The organism is Granulicatella sp. (genome assembly GCF_057274575.1).
On sequence record NZ_DBHISP010000010.1, the window covers coordinates 57,102 to 71,538 of the forward strand.

The window sequence follows — 14,437 nt, forward strand, 5'->3', positions numbered from 1 at the left end:
CTTCTCCACTTCTTGCCATTTTGGCAAAAAGTTCTAATAGTGATATTGTTTTGCTTGTTCTTCTAACAACTGAAAATTACAACAACGTTCTTTTAGTTTTATCTCAAACTCTTTTAATTCTTCTCCTTTTGTAGCAATATTGTATATTCGCTCCGCTCTATTATGAATAACGGAACTTTTTTCATTCAAAATATAATATTGTTTCTTTAATAGACCTTTGTATCTTTGATCAGATACTTTCTTGAAATCAATTCTTTCAAGGCATTCTCGTTTAATAGGAATCATTTTATTTAAATTAATAATTCCTAAATTCCCAGAGTCTAATTTATAAATATCCAGTGAATTTCCTAAAAAACGATGTCTTCCTTTTGGACTACTTAATGGAAGAAAATAATTTTTAGAGTCAATAGTAATTACAGTTCCAACATATCTTCTTTGCTTAAATGTAGCCTTTTCAGCTAATACATTAGAATCGAATTGACGTAAATAGGAAATATATTCAGGACTTGCTTCATATAAATCTAATTTCATTGCTACCTCCTTAATAATATAAAAAGCCTATTCCTCATTATTTAAGAAATAGGCTACTTATGTCCCCTTTTCTCGTGAGGGCAACACGCCACTTTTAATAATGCTCAACAGTCCTCTTCTGTGTCTTGGCAATTCGGTTGATAAATCAACCTAGGCTCATATCGTGTTTCTCTACAAATTCAGATCCTCACGTTGCCATACTATTCTAATAATTTAAATAGTATAATCGCTTAAATCCTACCAAAGTAGAAATTCAACCCTATCTTTCAGAGCCATAGCACATAAACCCATTTGTCTATGTAGATGATTTTAGTGTTCTCACACTCCTATTTCGTTCTTCAACTATTCCTGTTTAATTCTATTGAGAGAAAAATTTAACTTAATTGTTGATAGAATTTTCAGTTGTCAAAGAGCAAAATTTTTCCAATCAAAAAAGGAACAGTTACCTGTTCCTTTCTAATTTTTAACCTTAACTTTTACTCTAACTAAACTCTAGACACTTACTACTTTACAAGCTTGAAAAGACAGAGATTAAAATCCTATCTCCTTGTTCACTTGAATCGGCTTAAAGACCGTAGCAGAAATTTGCTTGGATGGATTCCAAAAATCATACAATAAATCCCAACTTTCTTGGCGTTCATCTTTATAGGCTGCGTAATTAGTTATTAAATTGAACGACTCTACTTCCCGCATATTCTTCAACCACTTTTGGCCCTTTAATGTAAACCCCAGGACTTTACCTTGATGAATCGGTGTATTCCAATAGTCTTCCATTTCTATTTTGGTTATTCCAAGTAAAACATAAACAAGGAGTCGTTGCAACCTTGCCCAGCTCCACCGTTTGTTTTTAAGATATTGGAGACACTCCTCAATAGTCGAAGTTGTTCGAACAGCTTCCTTCAAGCGATTCTCGATTCCTTCTTCCATTTGATAAATGGCACGTAGTTCTTCGTCAGTACTTCTTAAGACGATACTTTTCAAGATTGGCCAATAAGAACTCCAATCGTTTTTGTACTCTTCTTTATCGAAACATACATAGGATAGTTGTTCTATCAACACTTTCTCCTGGCGATTCTCTTTCAGAGCTTTTCGTAAGGCTGTTCCACTAGCAAAAGTTGCCTCTTCTAACGTATCATCCAAATGTCTGCTTCCTACTCGTGTGATAGGAACCAGCTGCATTGGAATTTCTGCCTCAGAATTATAAACAGCATATGCTAATCCTAACTGTTGGTTTGGAGACTGCAACGCTTGGGCTAATGCACTCTTTTCCCCAAGCTCTTTCACAGCAAGTTGTGTTAATTGGCTTGCAAACGTTAGTGAACGATTCTGTTCGACAAAACTGCTGATTTCTTTTTCAACGATATTTCGCTGAGATACCGCCTCTTCAAAAAACGACTTGTCCCCATTTTCACATCCAAAAGCTAAATAGTGACAACCTACCTTTTGTAAGATTTCAACTGCGCCCTTTGCAAAACGGTCTGTTGACTGACAGCTCACTGCAGTTGGCATCTCAATCACGACGTCTGCTCCATTTTGTAGCGCGACTCTTGCGCGACTCCATTTTTGTTCGATTGCAGGTTCACCACGTTGCACCCAATTACCGCTCATCACGACAACAATAACATCCGCACTCGTTTTTTTCCGTGCCTGTTCTAACAGATAAGCATGACCTTGATGAAATGGATTAAATTCTGCGATTACTCCACATATCTTCATACGCAAGCCTCATTTCACCGCTTGGAAGAACCAACGCGGACTCGTTTCTTGGACTTCGCTTCGCCCGAAGTCAGCCGTCACCTTAATATCGGTAAAACCGACCGTCTCTAGTGCGGCTTCAACCATTTCAATTGGGAAAGTTTGTTCTTCATGCACTTCTTGAAAATGCTCATATAGGTTGCCATCTTCTTGTTTAATATACATATCGATGACGTGTTCCACGCTACCTGGCTCATCCAATTCATAGCTTTGCCAGAGAAAAGCAAAATCATCTTCCACAAAATGATATTGGTATCCAGGGAAAATTTCTTGCATTTGATACAGTGAATGAACATCGAAGAGGAAAATTCCACCCTCTTCTAAATGGTCGTACACCGCTTCAAATACCGAAACGACATCCTCAAAGTCTGTTAAATAACAGAGTGAATCTGAAAACAGCGTTACTGCATCGGTTGTCGGTATATCTTCCAATACTCGCATATCCGCTTGAAGCCATTTGATAGGTTTACCTTGTGCTTTCTTTTTAGCAATCTCTAACATATTCTTGGATAAATCAACGCCAATCACTTCGAATCCTTTATCGTCCAGTCGCATGGATACTTCACCAGTCCCACAAGCAAGTTCCATCACTTTACGAACGGGTCTTTTGGCACTATGCGAAAAAGAACGAACCGCATAGTCCGTCCATTCATCGTAGAGTTGTTGATCCATCACTTGGTCATATACATGAGCAAATTTTTGATAGTTCATTAGTTTTCACTCACAATATTCACGATTGGTGCATCGCTCCATAATTTTTCTAAATTATAGAATTCGCGATCAGCATAATAGAATACATGGACAATCACATCGTTTAAGTCCATCAAGATCCATTTACCACCATCTTTACCTTCGATACTTCTTACTTCGAAGCCTTCTTTTTCAACCGCTTCTTCAACCGCATCGACAATCGCTTGTACTTGTTTTTCGTTTTTACCGTGCGTAATTACAAAGTACTCTGCAACAGGTGTAAGACTGGCTACATCTAGTGCAACCACCTCTTGTGCTAACTTGTCTTCACAAGCATCTAAAACAACTTGTAATAATTTTTTACTGGTATGTTCCATTCTATTCTCCTTTTCTTTGTTTCAAATAATGATTATAAACTTCTATTGTTTTTGAAAAAATAGGCACTTCTTTTTCCAATAAAAATTCCAATGTATGCTTCAATAAATAAAAGACCACATCATCAATATTCTTCGTAGCGATTTCTCTTGCAACATCCACACCTGGATAATCTCTTCCATCTTCGATTGCATCTGCCACAAAGAGACACTTAGAAAGAAGACTCATTTGAAGCCCTCCAATTGTATGCTCACGAATGGCATCTAACAGCGCTTCGTCTTTTACCCCGCATAAATTTGAAATTAAATACGCTCCAATCGGCCCGTGTAGAATTTCAGAACCTTCATGATGATACATTTCAGGAAGTCCAATTTCTTTGGCAAGAGCTTGCTGTTTTTCCACTGGGATTTCTTTAGCATAATCATGCGCTAATCCCACAAAAGAAGCAGCCTTCTCATCGACGCCGTAAAACTTTGCTAATTCCAATATTTTTCGTTCGACACGCAGGCAGTGTTGATATCTCTTGTCGCTCATATTTGACTGGACATAAGACAACAACTCTTCTCTTGTCATTGTGGTATAAGGTTCAAAGCTCTTTACTTCGCTCATTCTAAATACAACCCCTTTTCTGCGATATAGGCTTCCACTAATTCTGGTACCAAATATTTAATACTTTGTTGGAACAGAACATTTTTACGGATTTGTGTCGAACTAATATCCATCTTCGGTGCTGTAATCCATAGGACTGGATATGGCGTTTCTTTTTCATATCTTGGACGTTCAACCCCGACAAATTGTACTTCATGAACTAATTCATCCACTCTATGCCATGTCGGTAAATAATCCACCATATCTCCACCGATGATAAAGTAATATTCCGTATTTGGATTTTGTCTCTTTAAGAGTTGAATCGTGTCATACGTATAACTCTTCTCATTACGCTCGAGTTCAATCGTCTCAATATCAAAATAAATATTATCTTGAATCGCAAGGCGTGTCATTTCCACACGGGTATTCGCATCAATGGTCTTTTTCTCATCCACATGCGGTGGAATATGACTTGGTAAAAAGTAAACCTTGTCTAAGCCTAATTGTACACGTGCTTGTTCAGCCATAATTAAATGTGCAATATGTGGCGGATTGAAACTACCTCCGATAAGCCCTACGCGTTCTACCGGCATTTCTTCACCGAATTTTTCAGTTTTGTTTAATGTCTCAGAAAAAATATTGAGTTCAGCAACCATCGTCTATCGACCTCTTTTTTTGAATTCTGCAAATCGTGCTGAAAGATCTCTATGTTTTGGATTTCGAGCTTCTTTATATAACACAATCGTATGCCCAATCACTTGAATGATAGTACTTCCTGTCGCCTCAGCAATTGTTTCGGCAGCTTCTTGTGGTTCCTCTAATGTGTTTTGTAATAAAGTCACTTTAATCAATTCACGTTTCTCAACAGCATTTTGAATTTGATGAATCATCTCTTCACTTAGTCCGCTTTTCCCAATTTGGAAGATTGGCTTCAACGAATGTGCTTCTTTTTTGAAGAACTGTCTTTCTTTCCCTTTTAATTCCATGAAAGCTCTCCTTTCTTTAAATAATCGATTGACGTTGAATCACGTCGACTTCTTTTGGACTCCATACAGATACCGTACCTGGTTTTTGAATCGTTACCCAACCAAGGCCTGCAATCACTAAGTCCGTTTTTTCTTTAATCGTAAATGTCTTCTTCACTAATTTTGGATACAACTTCATATTGTCTCCTGTTGGCGGCGTTAGAAGTGTTCCAGCATGTTTTCCATAAAACTCAGTCGCCTTCTCCAACTTCGTACGATGCAAGTCGATAGTTTGCGGTGTATAGAAAGTAAATGAATTACGTTCTCCTTGTTCGTAATCGACACGAATCAAGCCACCTATAAAAATTGTTTGCTCGCTATTTAATTGGAAGGTCTTCGGTTGTAACTCTTTTTGCGGTAAGACTTTCTTCATTTCTTTTTCCGCTAAGTAGTGTGTAATTTGATGCCGGTGAATAATCCCTGGTGTATCCACCAATGAAGAATGTTCATCAAATGGAATATCAATTTGTCCAAGAGTTGTTCCTGGATATTGAGAGGTTGTAATCACTTCTCCTGTTTCACCAATACTTTGAATCAACTTATTAATCAGTGTTGATTTTCCTACATTCGTTACCCCTACGACATACGCATCCTTACCTTTACGGTATTCGTTAATCTTCTCTAGCAATTCGTCAATTTTAATCCGTTTATGACCGCTCACAAGAAGGGTATCGACTGGTTTAATTCCGTACTCTTTTGCATGACGTTCAATCCACGCTTTCAGACGATTACGATTCACCGATTTTGGATATAAGTCTACTTTGTTGGCTACGAATAAAATCGGGTTATCCCCAACAAAACGTTTCAAGCCAGAAATCATGCTTCCATATAAGTCGAATAAATCAACCACAAACACAACTAGCGCATCTTCATCGGCGATACTACTTAACATCTTTAAGAAATCATCGTCTGTTAGAGATGCCGGTTGCAACTCATTATAATTACGTAGTCTAAAACAGCGTTGGCAATAGAGAGGGCCTTCACTTTCCAGCATTTTATTTAATGCACTTTGCGGAGTGTACCCCGTTCCTTTTGGATCTTCCGTTTGGATTGTTGCTCCACATCCAATACATACATACTGTTCCATGATTAATCCTCCTCCCATTTCTTATGATAGCACGCGCCTTGTGTTACTACAAAAATTCCTTTTTCAAAGAAACGATTGATTTTTGTTTTCCAAGCATCGCTCTCTTTTCTAGGTTTTACGATAATGGTTCTAACTCCAAATGTATTCGCCCCTAGAATATCTGTTAATAGTTGGTCCCCCACCATGACTGTTTTTGATTTATCAAAACCCAGTAATTGTTGTGCCGATTTGAACCCTTTGTGCAGTGGTTTCAAACCAGGATACACATACGGAACATCCAACTGAGTTGCGGCATCTTTGATACGATGTTCATTATTATTCGACACAAGAACAATCTTGATGCCTGCTTCTTTTAATGAACGTACCCAGGTAAGTAAGTTATCATCAATTTTTTTTTCGTCCCAGCCAATCAGCGTATTATCTAAATCGGTTAAGACAACCTCGATTCCATTTTCTTGTAAGAAAGAAAGTGTAATCTCTTGAAAGGTCTTTTTAAACCACGTTGGTTTGAATAGTGCCATAGTTCTCCTTCTACTTTACATAAACGCCTTGTGCATCAATTTCAAGCACACGAATCTTGCAATCTTTCAGCGTTGTTTCTAAATACTTTTCTAATGTTTGTACAAAACGATCGACTTGTTCTTTATGAACAAACGTCATCACTGTTGGGCCAGCTCCACTTAGGTAAGTCCCGTGTGTATCCAGACCTTCATCTTGGGTAATCCTACGAACCTCTTCCATCCAAGGAACGAGCGTTGAACGATACGTTTCATGGAATAAGTCTTTCTCAACAATTGAAGAAATGACTTTCCAATCTTCGACCATTAATCCAGCTACCAACACATTACTACGGCTACTTGCTTCTACTGCCACGCCGTATGCTAGCGAACTTGGCAGTACGCCACGGCTCTTCTTCGTTGATAATTGAACGTTTGGAATGACAGCGACCATTGCAATCGGTTCCTCCACATTCTTATGAACCGTCAATACTTCTTGTGTGTGGTGATCATACGTAGCGACTACGACACCTCCTAAGATTGCTGGGGCGACATTGTCAGGATGTCCTTCAAAAAAGGTTGCCCATTTGACTTTTTCGTCGTTTGTTAACTGTAGGTCGCCTAATACATTGGCTAATTCGATTCCGGCAACAATCGCGCTCGAACTACTTCCAAGTCCTCTTGTTAAAGGAATCTCACTTTCGCATACGAGTTTATGCGGTGCTAATGTTGAGCAAACTTTTAGAGCAGTCTCGATAATTAAGTTTTCTTCATTTGTAGGAATTTCTTCTCCAAACGGATGTGTAATTACCCATTCGCTAGATGCTTCTCCTAAGTGAAGTGTTAAATATAAATTCACTGCAATCCCAAGCGAATCGAAGCCTAGTCCGATATTGGCTGAAGTTGCTGGAACTTTAATTGTTAATGCCATTATGCTTCCTCCAAGATTGGATAAATAGCGACTTCATTTAAGTTTGAGAATGCTTCTTTCACTTTGGCTAACTCACTAGCTGTTAAAGCTGTATAACGAACCCCGAATTCACCTTCACTGTTTGCTACAATTTCTCCATTGAACGGAGCTTCTTCCAAGTTTCCTTTTCCATAGACGAAATAAGAACTTGTTGCTACTTCTGAACTGAATCCCACTAATGGGCTGTCTACACGGCCAAATGTTTCCACCGCACTACCGTTACCTTTACGGCGAAGTACTTCCACTACGTCTGCTAAGACACTTGTTGCTGTTGGAAGGGAGCCAGCTCCTTTTCCGTAGAATAAAACTTCATCCACTGCGTTTCCTGTTACAGAAATCGCATTGTTTTCATAATGCACTTGCGCTAATAAATGAGTTGCTGGTACAAAAGTAGGTGCTACTTCAAGAGAAACTTTTTCGCCGCCGCTAAGTGCTTTAGCTAGCAGTTTAATTGCATACCCATGTTCAGAAGCCATCTTCATATGAGATGTTGTGACTCCAGAAATTCCCGTTTTAGCCACTTCATCAAAAGTAACATTTACGCCAAAAGCTAAACGCGTTAAAATCATTAATTTATAAGCTGCATCGTGACCTTCCACATCGCTTGTTGGATCCGCTTCAGCAAATCCTTTTTCTTGAGCAATCTTCAGTGCTGCTTCGTAGCTGAGCCCTTCTTTTTCCATTGAGCTTAAAATAAAGTTTGTTGTCCCATTAACGATACCAACGATGGATTTCACTTCATTCGTTTCAAAATGTTGCACCATCGGACGCAAAACTGGAATTCCACCGCCAACACTTGCTTCATAGTACAAGTACACATCTTCAAGTTTAGCTAGGGTTGTCAATTCACCCCCGTGAACGGCAATTAGATTTTTATTGGCTGTTACAACTGATTTTTTCGCTAATAAGCAAGCTTTCACATAATCATATGCGGTTGTGATTCCGCCCATCACTTCAACTACTAATTCGATTTCTGGGTCCTTAGTGATATCGTTAATATTGTTTGTAAATACAACATCTGTTTGTTGCATCAATTCTGGTTCACGAACTAAAGCCGTCTTAATCTCGATTTCTTCTGGAAGTACTCTCTGTAATTTTTCTACATTTGTTTTCAAAATATTATAAACACCGCTACCAACAGTGCCAAATCCTAATAGCGCAATTTTCATTTATTTCAATCCTCATCTAATATATTGAAAAGCCACAGCACAGACACTCTGCGCCGTGGCTTTACTCACAGTTATTATTTTAATCTTGTAACATTTCAAAAATTTCAATTGTCACTAAATCAATATCATCAAATTGGAATGTTTGATTTGTTTCTACATCTACTAATTCAAAATTACTTGTTTCTTGATTAAAAGTAACGATAACTTTTTCAACGCCATCTTTTTCGAAGCGACGCACCTCGATATCTGAATCTTGTGCCGCCATTGTTTGTAAACGTTGGACAATTGCAACTAATTGTGAAGGTTTCATATAATTACTACCCCTTTCAAACTTTCTTTCATTATTCTACCATAAAATCCATCTCTGATAGTAAGAATAACCATCCTTTTAAGAGATTTTTATTCAGTTGGTAGATTCCAATATAATTTAATTAAAGCTTGGGTACCATCATCTGCAAAACCATCATCACAAAGGGTTTCGTAGAGTTTTTTCGCTTGTAAAGTGGCTGGTAAAAATAGACGCATTCTCTCTGCTTCATCAAGTGCAATTCCTAAATCTTTAAGGAAATGTTTTGCAAAGAATCCTGGCGAATAATCTTCTTTTAAAATACGAGGTCCATAATTTGAAAGTGACCAGTTAGCCGCACTTCCTGCACCAACTGTTTGTAATACCTTATCCAAATCTAAGCCTGCCGCTTTTGCATAAACAATCATCTCTGTTAACCCTGTCATCGTTCCTGCAATCATAATTTGATTAGCCATCTTTGTATGTTGCCCAGCACCTGCACTTCCTTGTAACGTAATCGTCTTAGAGAAACAATCTAATACTGGATATACTTTTTCTAATGTTTCCTCTGTCCCACCAACCATTGTAGAGAGAGTTCCGTTTTTTGCACCAAGGTCGCCGCCTGAAACTGGTGCGTCTAGCGATTCCCACGAACGACTAGTAGCTTCTTCTGCGATGCGCTTAGCAAGAGTTGGGGTACTTGTTGTAAGGTCTATCACAACAAGATGCTCTTTCGTAGACTTGAAGATTCCTTTTTCTCCGAAGTACACTTCTTCCACATCTTTTGGATAGCCTACGATTGTTAAGACTACATCCGCTTGATTAGCAACTTCAGTAGGCGTATTCGCCCAAGTTGCTCCCTCTTCAAGAAGATCTAATGCTCTTTCTTTTGTACGATTGTACACTACAACATTATATTTTTTTAGCAAATGGCGAATCATGGATTTCCCCATCACGCCAGTTCCAACAAAGCCTACTGTATTAATTTTCATTTTTTTCATCCTTTAACTCACTTGTTGATAAACGTAAAAATTTCATCAGATTCATAATATTATGCGAATGTTCTTGATTCCATTGATATCCATTAATCGCAGCTTCGTAGAAATCTACAATTCTTTCTCCAAATGTTTCAGAAGAAATTTCTGATAACAATTGATCTTGTAATGCTGATACTTCGGCTTCATTGACTAATTGGTTTTCAATATAGTCTAAAATACAATTCGCGATATCCGCATCGGTTTCAAATAACATTCCTAAAGCATCTGCTGTAATAAGACTACTTAAATAATCATTCTTCTTAGCGATGACTGGAACACGGTTAACAAGTGCCTCTAGGTACGTTAATCCTTGACTTTCTGATTCAGAAGCATTCACGTAAAGATCTGCCATTTGATAGTACTTATAAACTATTTCATTCTTGATTTCGCCCACAAATTGAACAAAATCGTTCATGCCAAGTTCTGCCACTTGTGCTTCGAGTTTCTCTCTTTCAGGTCCTCCACCAGCAATACATAAGCGTACATTTGGCTTACTTGTTACAATGGCTGGTAACGCAGCAATCACAGCAGCGATATTCTTTTCTTGAGATAAACGGCTGAGTGATAGTAACACTACTTCATCATCTGAATAGCCAAGATTCCTTCTTAACGCAATGGAAATTTCTGGTTCTTGCGGAGGAACAACGACCCCCGTTGGAATCACTCGAACTTCCTGAAGTACTCCATATTCAAGTAGCTTATCTTTTGTCATTTGACTAGGAGCAACTACTCCACTTGTTTGATTACAAAACGCTTTAGAGATATACGCCACATGACTTGGACGTAGCACTTTGCCTTTTGCAATATAGTGTAAATATTTTTCATACATTGTATGGTACGTATGAATTGTTGGAATCTTCAACATAGCAGCAATTAGTTTACCTGCCAACCCCAGACTAAATTCAGTCTGCGTATGAATGATATCCAATTCATTTTCTTTCGCAATTCGGTAAGCCTTTCCCAGACCTTGAATCGCAACTCGACGATCTTTGAACGCAAAAAACGGGACACTCCCTAATCGTACAATATTTTCTTCTGGCTCAGTTACTTTTGGATCAGTAGTTGTAAAAATAATAACCTTATGTCCTTGTCTTTCTAAATCTTCTTTTAGTACTCGAATTGAAGTAGCAACCCCACTCACTTGCGGAAAGAACGTATCTGTAAATATACCGATTCGCATACTTACCTCCTTAATTTGAAATATAAATATTTCTACTATCTCTTCTATTATAAACGATACAAACAGTAGTGTCACTATAAGGGGCTATTTATAAGAGAATATTCGGTATATTTTCCTATTTAGACACAAAAAAGCTCAACGATTAACGTTGAGCTTCAACCGATACCGGCGGCCGGGGTCGAACCGGCACGCACTGGATTTTGAGTTTTGTAACCAGAGAAATATAAAAATAAAAACCTTGATTTAATAGTTTTATTTTAATGAATACTTATTTAATTCTATTTGAAATTTATTGTTTTAATTTTTAGAAACTCTTATTTAAATCAACATTCAGTTTAAACCAACAATACACATGATTTTTTTCAAAATAGTATACTTATACCGATAAGCAAGCATATCTGAATTCCCATTAAACCCATTATAATGAAAAGTATGTTCACCAATCTCTCCATTACTAGTTTTCCACCTTATTCTTAAATGAGGAGCCCCTTCAGGTAATATTGTAGTAATTATTATGCAAGAATGGTTTCTTATAAACTTATTGGTTTCTCTAACTACCTCTATTTCTTTAGCATTTTTGCCATATTTAATTTCTATAAAATCTAGATTTATGATATCAACATTTTCAGGATATAGCACAAAATACTCTTTAAATGTAGCGTCTTTTATATCATCAAAATTTTGAATAAAACTATAATTTTTGTTCAAAGAATCTAAATCTTCTAGTCTTATTCTTTTAATTTTTACATTATCTGAATAACCGTTATTATTAAAACTAATTTTTAAAATCACTCCGATAAAACTAATAATCTGTATAATCCTTAAAGTCCAATCTATAAACAGCGTAAAATTAGAATTTTCCATTTTCCCCTCCAAATTGCTAACTTAGATTAAATAAACATTCTATTCATTACTTTCAAAAAAAGGTGGTTTGCGAATGCTTTTAGGATTTTTAAATCTCATAGTAATGTATTCCTGTTCTTCTTCCGTAAATGGTTGATTAGATATCACAAAATAATTAGCCGTATTAATTGTTGCTTTATTTAAAAAATCAACTTTATTATCTGTGAGTAATAACGTTGGTTCTTCAAATTGATATTTATTTTTATCAAGAAATTCAATACAAATATTGGGATGAATAGGTAGAATAAACTGTCTAAAATCATCATTTCCTGTAACAGGATTATCACTCGTAATTAAATTTTTGTCAGTCAAAGCAATATAAAAATCCATTTCATCTGGTCTTTCAAATAATTGGAATAGATTTTCAAGATTATTTTCCGCCTTAAATATACGGTTAAAATCATCAATAGCCACTTCATTAGTTTTTATTTCTTCGAGCTCTAAAGGAAACTTCCTTGGACTGAAAACTAGTGGATTCTTTAAATGATTCATTAAGTTAATTCTACCAGCATCCGTTCTTATAGCTTGAAGACACATAAACTTATAAATAAAATCCTGATTTTCTTTCGAAGTTACTAGTATTTTTTTCCCAATATTATTAATAATATTTTCTAAAATAGCACTCATCTTAGCTTCATATTTAGAAAATTTATTTTCTAAAATATTATCAACAATATTATTAGTCTCATATGTGTTATTTGACGCGCATAGTTTCTCATATGACATTTTTCTAAATACTTTACCTTGCCTTATATAAACATATACTTTATTATCTTCATCTGCAAAATACTTCAATAAACTTCTTGGATAATAATGTTGCTTCTTAGTAACCATTTTTTCTCACTTCCTTAATAATAGTTAGTTCCATAAAATAAAATCCCTAATTCAATTTATCATACTAAATGCATTTTCAACTTTCGCATTTTCTACTTTTAATTTTGAAGTATCTTCTTTACAACCTACTAAAAAAAGCCGATACAAAAAGAGTCAAAATAACTGCCAATTTATTTCTCATATCTATCTCCTTTATTATTTTTATTTAAAATCACCATAACATAAAGAGCAAGAATTATCATTTATTATTTGAATATTTATTATGATAAAATATAATTAGAAGATTTTAGTAACTTTTTGTTTTCAATAATTTAAAAATAAAAAAAGACAAGGCCTTAAAACCTTGTCTTTACGTATATACCGGCGGCCGGGGTCGAACCGGCACGCCCTCGCGGGCACTGGATTTTGAGTCCAGCGCGTCTGCCAATTCCGCCACGCCGGCATATCAGGAAGGCGGTAACCGGATTTGAACCGGTGATGAAGGTTTTGCAGACCTCTGCCTTACCACTTGGCTATACCGCCATCAAACTATAAAAAAACTGGGGTAGCTGGATTCGAACCAACGAATGACGGAGTCAAAGTCCGTTGCCTTACCGCTTGGCTATACCCCAAGATAGGCGACCGAGGGGAATCGAACCCCCGAATGTCGGTGCCACAAACCGATGCGTTAACCACTTCGCCACGGTCGCCATAATATTAAAGTAACAGGGGTAGCAGGAATCGAACCCACACTAACGGTTTTGGAGACCGCTGTTCTACCTTTAAACTATACCCCTAAATAGTTTGAAATTCAACTCCAAAAAATGGAGGGGGGCAGATTCGAACTGCCGAACCCGAAGGAGCGGATTTACAGTCCGCCGCGTTTAGCCACTTCGCTACCCCTCCATATGGCTCGGGACAGAATCGAACTGCCGACACCTTGAGCTTCAATCAAGTGCTCTACCAACTGAGCTACCGAGCCTAGCGAATATTATATTCATCTAACGGTCCCGACGGGAATCGAACCCGCGATCTCCTGCGTGACAGGCAGGCATGTTAACCCCTACACCACGGAACCTAATTGCGGGAGTAGGACTCGAACCTACGACCTTCGGGTTATGAGCCCGACGAGCTGCCAACTGCTCCACCCCGCGATAATATTAAGGAGGATAAGGGATTCGAACCCTTGCACGCTTTTACACGCCTGACGGTTTTCAAGACCGTTCCCTTCAGCCGGACTTGGGTAATCCTCCATAAAAAAATAATGACCCGTACGGGACTCGAACCCGTGTTACCGCCGTGAAAGGGCGGTGTCTTAACCGCTTGACCAACGGGCCATAGTAACAAAAACAATCATACAAATGGAGAGTAAGGGATTCGAACCCTTGAGACAGGGTTAACCGTCTACACGATTTCCAATCGTGCTCCTTCGGCCAGCTCGGACAACTCTCCGAGTTTCCAAACATTTATATGAATGAACTCCGCCAGTAGGACTCGAACCTACGACATCATGATTAACAGTCATGCGCTA

Annotated in this window: 16 protein-coding genes and 12 tRNA genes; all 28 read right to left on the reverse strand. The window is 37.5% G+C overall.

Annotated features, from left to right (window positions below):
- Positions 1-33: 33 nt before the first annotated feature.
- Positions 34-531 (reverse strand): type III toxin-antitoxin system ToxN/AbiQ family toxin, encoded by a 498-nt coding sequence (locus ACO5V7_RS06340; RefSeq protein ID WP_485485509.1) that lies wholly within the window; start codon positions 529-531, stop codon positions 34-36.
- A gap of 531 nt (positions 532-1,062) precedes the next feature.
- On the reverse strand, positions 1,063-2,247 hold the full coding sequence (locus tag ACO5V7_RS06345; protein ID WP_485485510.1) for a nucleotidyltransferase: 1,185 nt from the start codon (positions 2,245-2,247) through the stop codon (positions 1,063-1,065).
- A 9-nt stretch (positions 2,248-2,256) separates the two neighbouring features.
- The gene (locus tag ACO5V7_RS06350) at positions 2,257-2,997 is read right to left on the reverse strand and encodes a class I SAM-dependent DNA methyltransferase (protein WP_485485511.1); all 741 of its coding nucleotides are present in this window, start codon (positions 2,995-2,997) and stop codon (positions 2,257-2,259) included.
- Positions 2,997-3,353, reverse strand: a complete 357-nt coding sequence (gene rsfS / locus ACO5V7_RS06355; RefSeq protein WP_005605994.1) for a ribosome silencing factor — start codon at positions 3,351-3,353, stop codon at positions 2,997-2,999. The genes ACO5V7_RS06350 and rsfS overlap by 1 nt, the downstream gene beginning before the upstream one ends.
- Position 3,354: 1 nt before the next feature.
- Entirely contained in the window at positions 3,355-3,960 is a 606-nt protein-coding gene (gene yqeK / locus ACO5V7_RS06360) for a bis(5'-nucleosyl)-tetraphosphatase (symmetrical) YqeK (RefSeq protein ID WP_485485512.1), read from the reverse strand.
- Positions 3,957-4,595, reverse strand: coding sequence for a nicotinate-nucleotide adenylyltransferase (locus ACO5V7_RS06365; RefSeq protein ID WP_485485513.1), 639 nt, complete (start codon positions 4,593-4,595; stop codon positions 3,957-3,959). The genes yqeK and ACO5V7_RS06365 overlap by 4 nt, the downstream gene beginning before the upstream one ends.
- A 3-nt stretch (positions 4,596-4,598) precedes the next feature.
- The gene (gene yhbY, locus ACO5V7_RS06370; protein ID WP_298650255.1) at positions 4,599-4,925 is read right to left on the reverse strand and encodes a ribosome assembly RNA-binding protein YhbY; all 327 of its coding nucleotides are present in this window, start codon (positions 4,923-4,925) and stop codon (positions 4,599-4,601) included.
- Between the two features lie 16 nt (positions 4,926-4,941).
- Positions 4,942-6,051, reverse strand: coding sequence for a ribosome biogenesis GTPase YqeH (gene yqeH, locus ACO5V7_RS06375; RefSeq protein WP_485485514.1), 1,110 nt, complete (start codon positions 6,049-6,051; stop codon positions 4,942-4,944).
- 2 nt (positions 6,052-6,053) lie between these two features.
- Positions 6,054-6,572: a YqeG family HAD IIIA-type phosphatase gene (locus tag ACO5V7_RS06380; protein WP_485485515.1), complete on the reverse strand. Its 519-nt coding sequence runs from the start codon at positions 6,570-6,572 to the stop codon at positions 6,054-6,056.
- A 10-nt stretch (positions 6,573-6,582) separates the two neighbouring features.
- Positions 6,583-7,479, reverse strand: a complete 897-nt coding sequence (thrB, locus tag ACO5V7_RS06385; protein ID WP_485485516.1) for a homoserine kinase — start codon at positions 7,477-7,479, stop codon at positions 6,583-6,585.
- Complete coding sequence (locus tag ACO5V7_RS06390; protein ID WP_485485517.1) at positions 7,479-8,687, reverse strand: homoserine dehydrogenase; 1,209 nt, start codon at positions 8,685-8,687, stop codon at positions 7,479-7,481. Before ACO5V7_RS06390 ends, thrB begins: the two co-directional genes overlap by 1 nt.
- 79 nt (positions 8,688-8,766) lie before the next feature.
- Complete coding sequence (locus ACO5V7_RS06395) at positions 8,767-8,997, reverse strand: YkuJ family protein (RefSeq protein WP_298649011.1); 231 nt, start codon at positions 8,995-8,997, stop codon at positions 8,767-8,769.
- A gap of 89 nt (positions 8,998-9,086) precedes the next feature.
- The gene (locus ACO5V7_RS06400; RefSeq protein ID WP_485485521.1) at positions 9,087-9,959 is read right to left on the reverse strand and encodes an NAD(P)-dependent oxidoreductase; all 873 of its coding nucleotides are present in this window, start codon (positions 9,957-9,959) and stop codon (positions 9,087-9,089) included.
- A complete protein-coding gene (locus ACO5V7_RS06405; protein WP_485485518.1) occupies positions 9,955-11,190 on the reverse strand; it encodes a glycosyltransferase family 4 protein in 1,236 nt (411 codons plus the stop codon). Before ACO5V7_RS06405 ends, ACO5V7_RS06400 begins: the two co-directional genes overlap by 5 nt.
- Before the next feature lie 330 nt (positions 11,191-11,520).
- Positions 11,521-12,054, reverse strand: coding sequence for a hypothetical protein (locus tag ACO5V7_RS06410; RefSeq protein ID WP_485485519.1), 534 nt, complete (start codon positions 12,052-12,054; stop codon positions 11,521-11,523).
- A gap of 39 nt (positions 12,055-12,093) precedes the next feature.
- Complete coding sequence (locus ACO5V7_RS06415) at positions 12,094-12,927, reverse strand: DUF4238 domain-containing protein (protein WP_485485520.1); 834 nt, start codon at positions 12,925-12,927, stop codon at positions 12,094-12,096.
- Between the two features lie 358 nt (positions 12,928-13,285).
- Positions 13,286-13,369, reverse strand: a tRNA-Leu gene (locus ACO5V7_RS06420).
- A gap of 9 nt (positions 13,370-13,378) precedes the next feature.
- Positions 13,379-13,449, reverse strand: a tRNA-Cys gene (locus ACO5V7_RS06425).
- A 17-nt stretch (positions 13,450-13,466) separates the two neighbouring features.
- Positions 13,467-13,538, reverse strand: a tRNA-Gln gene (locus tag ACO5V7_RS06430).
- Between the two features lie 5 nt (positions 13,539-13,543).
- Positions 13,544-13,616, reverse strand: a tRNA-His gene (locus ACO5V7_RS06435).
- Between the two features lie 16 nt (positions 13,617-13,632).
- Positions 13,633-13,703, reverse strand: a tRNA-Trp gene (locus ACO5V7_RS06440).
- Positions 13,704-13,731: 28 nt separating this feature from the next.
- Positions 13,732-13,812: transfer RNA gene (locus ACO5V7_RS06445), tRNA-Tyr, on the reverse strand.
- 3 nt (positions 13,813-13,815) lie between these two features.
- Positions 13,816-13,888 (reverse strand) — tRNA-Phe (locus ACO5V7_RS06450).
- A gap of 23 nt (positions 13,889-13,911) precedes the next feature.
- Positions 13,912-13,984 (reverse strand) — tRNA-Asp (locus ACO5V7_RS06455).
- Positions 13,985-13,987: 3 nt separating this feature from the next.
- A tRNA-Met gene (locus ACO5V7_RS06460) sits at positions 13,988-14,060 on the reverse strand.
- Positions 14,061-14,069: 9 nt separating this feature from the next.
- Positions 14,070-14,159, reverse strand: a tRNA-Ser gene (locus ACO5V7_RS06465).
- Positions 14,160-14,171: 12 nt separating this feature from the next.
- Positions 14,172-14,243, reverse strand: a tRNA-Glu gene (locus tag ACO5V7_RS06470).
- 25 nt (positions 14,244-14,268) lie between these two features.
- A tRNA-Ser gene (locus tag ACO5V7_RS06475) sits at positions 14,269-14,358 on the reverse strand.
- Between the last annotated feature and the right edge of the window lie 79 nt (positions 14,359-14,437).

Bases quoted from the DNA above. Each gene is read 5' to 3' on its own strand.
- ACO5V7_RS06405 (WP_485485518.1), bottom strand. From the start codon at position 11,190: ATGCGAATCGGTATATTTACAGATACGTTCTTTCCGCAAGTGAGTGGG.
- ACO5V7_RS06395 (WP_298649011.1), bottom strand. From the start codon at position 8,997: ATGAAACCTTCACAATTAGTTGCAATTGTCCAACGTTTACAAACAATG.
- yhbY (WP_298650255.1), bottom strand. From the start codon at position 4,925: ATGGAATTAAAAGGGAAAGAAAGACAGTTCTTCAAAAAAGAAGCACAT.
- ACO5V7_RS06380 (WP_485485515.1), bottom strand. From the start codon at position 6,572: ATGGCACTATTCAAACCAACGTGGTTTAAAAAGACCTTTCAAGAGATT.
- ACO5V7_RS06340 (WP_485485509.1), bottom strand. From the start codon at position 531: ATGAAATTAGATTTATATGAAGCAAGTCCTGAATATATTTCCTATTTA.
- thrB (WP_485485516.1), bottom strand. From the start codon at position 7,479: ATGGCATTAACAATTAAAGTTCCAGCAACTTCAGCCAATATCGGACTA.
- ACO5V7_RS06410 (WP_485485519.1), bottom strand. From the start codon at position 12,054: ATGGAAAATTCTAATTTTACGCTGTTTATAGATTGGACTTTAAGGATT.
- yqeK (WP_485485512.1), bottom strand. From the start codon at position 3,960: ATGAGCGAAGTAAAGAGCTTTGAACCTTATACCACAATGACAAGAGAA.
- ACO5V7_RS06365 (WP_485485513.1), bottom strand. From the start codon at position 4,595: ATGGTTGCTGAACTCAATATTTTTTCTGAGACATTAAACAAAACTGAA.
- ACO5V7_RS06415 (WP_485485520.1), bottom strand. From the start codon at position 12,927: ATGGTTACTAAGAAGCAACATTATTATCCAAGAAGTTTATTGAAGTAT.
- rsfS (WP_005605994.1), bottom strand. From the start codon at position 3,353: ATGGAACATACCAGTAAAAAATTATTACAAGTTGTTTTAGATGCTTGT.
- ACO5V7_RS06350 (WP_485485511.1), bottom strand. From the start codon at position 2,997: ATGAACTATCAAAAATTTGCTCATGTATATGACCAAGTGATGGATCAA.
- ACO5V7_RS06345 (WP_485485510.1), bottom strand. From the start codon at position 2,247: ATGAAGATATGTGGAGTAATCGCAGAATTTAATCCATTTCATCAAGGT.
- ACO5V7_RS06390 (WP_485485517.1), bottom strand. From the start codon at position 8,687: ATGAAAATTGCGCTATTAGGATTTGGCACTGTTGGTAGCGGTGTTTAT.
- yqeH (WP_485485514.1), bottom strand. From the start codon at position 6,051: ATGGAACAGTATGTATGTATTGGATGTGGAGCAACAATCCAAACGGAA.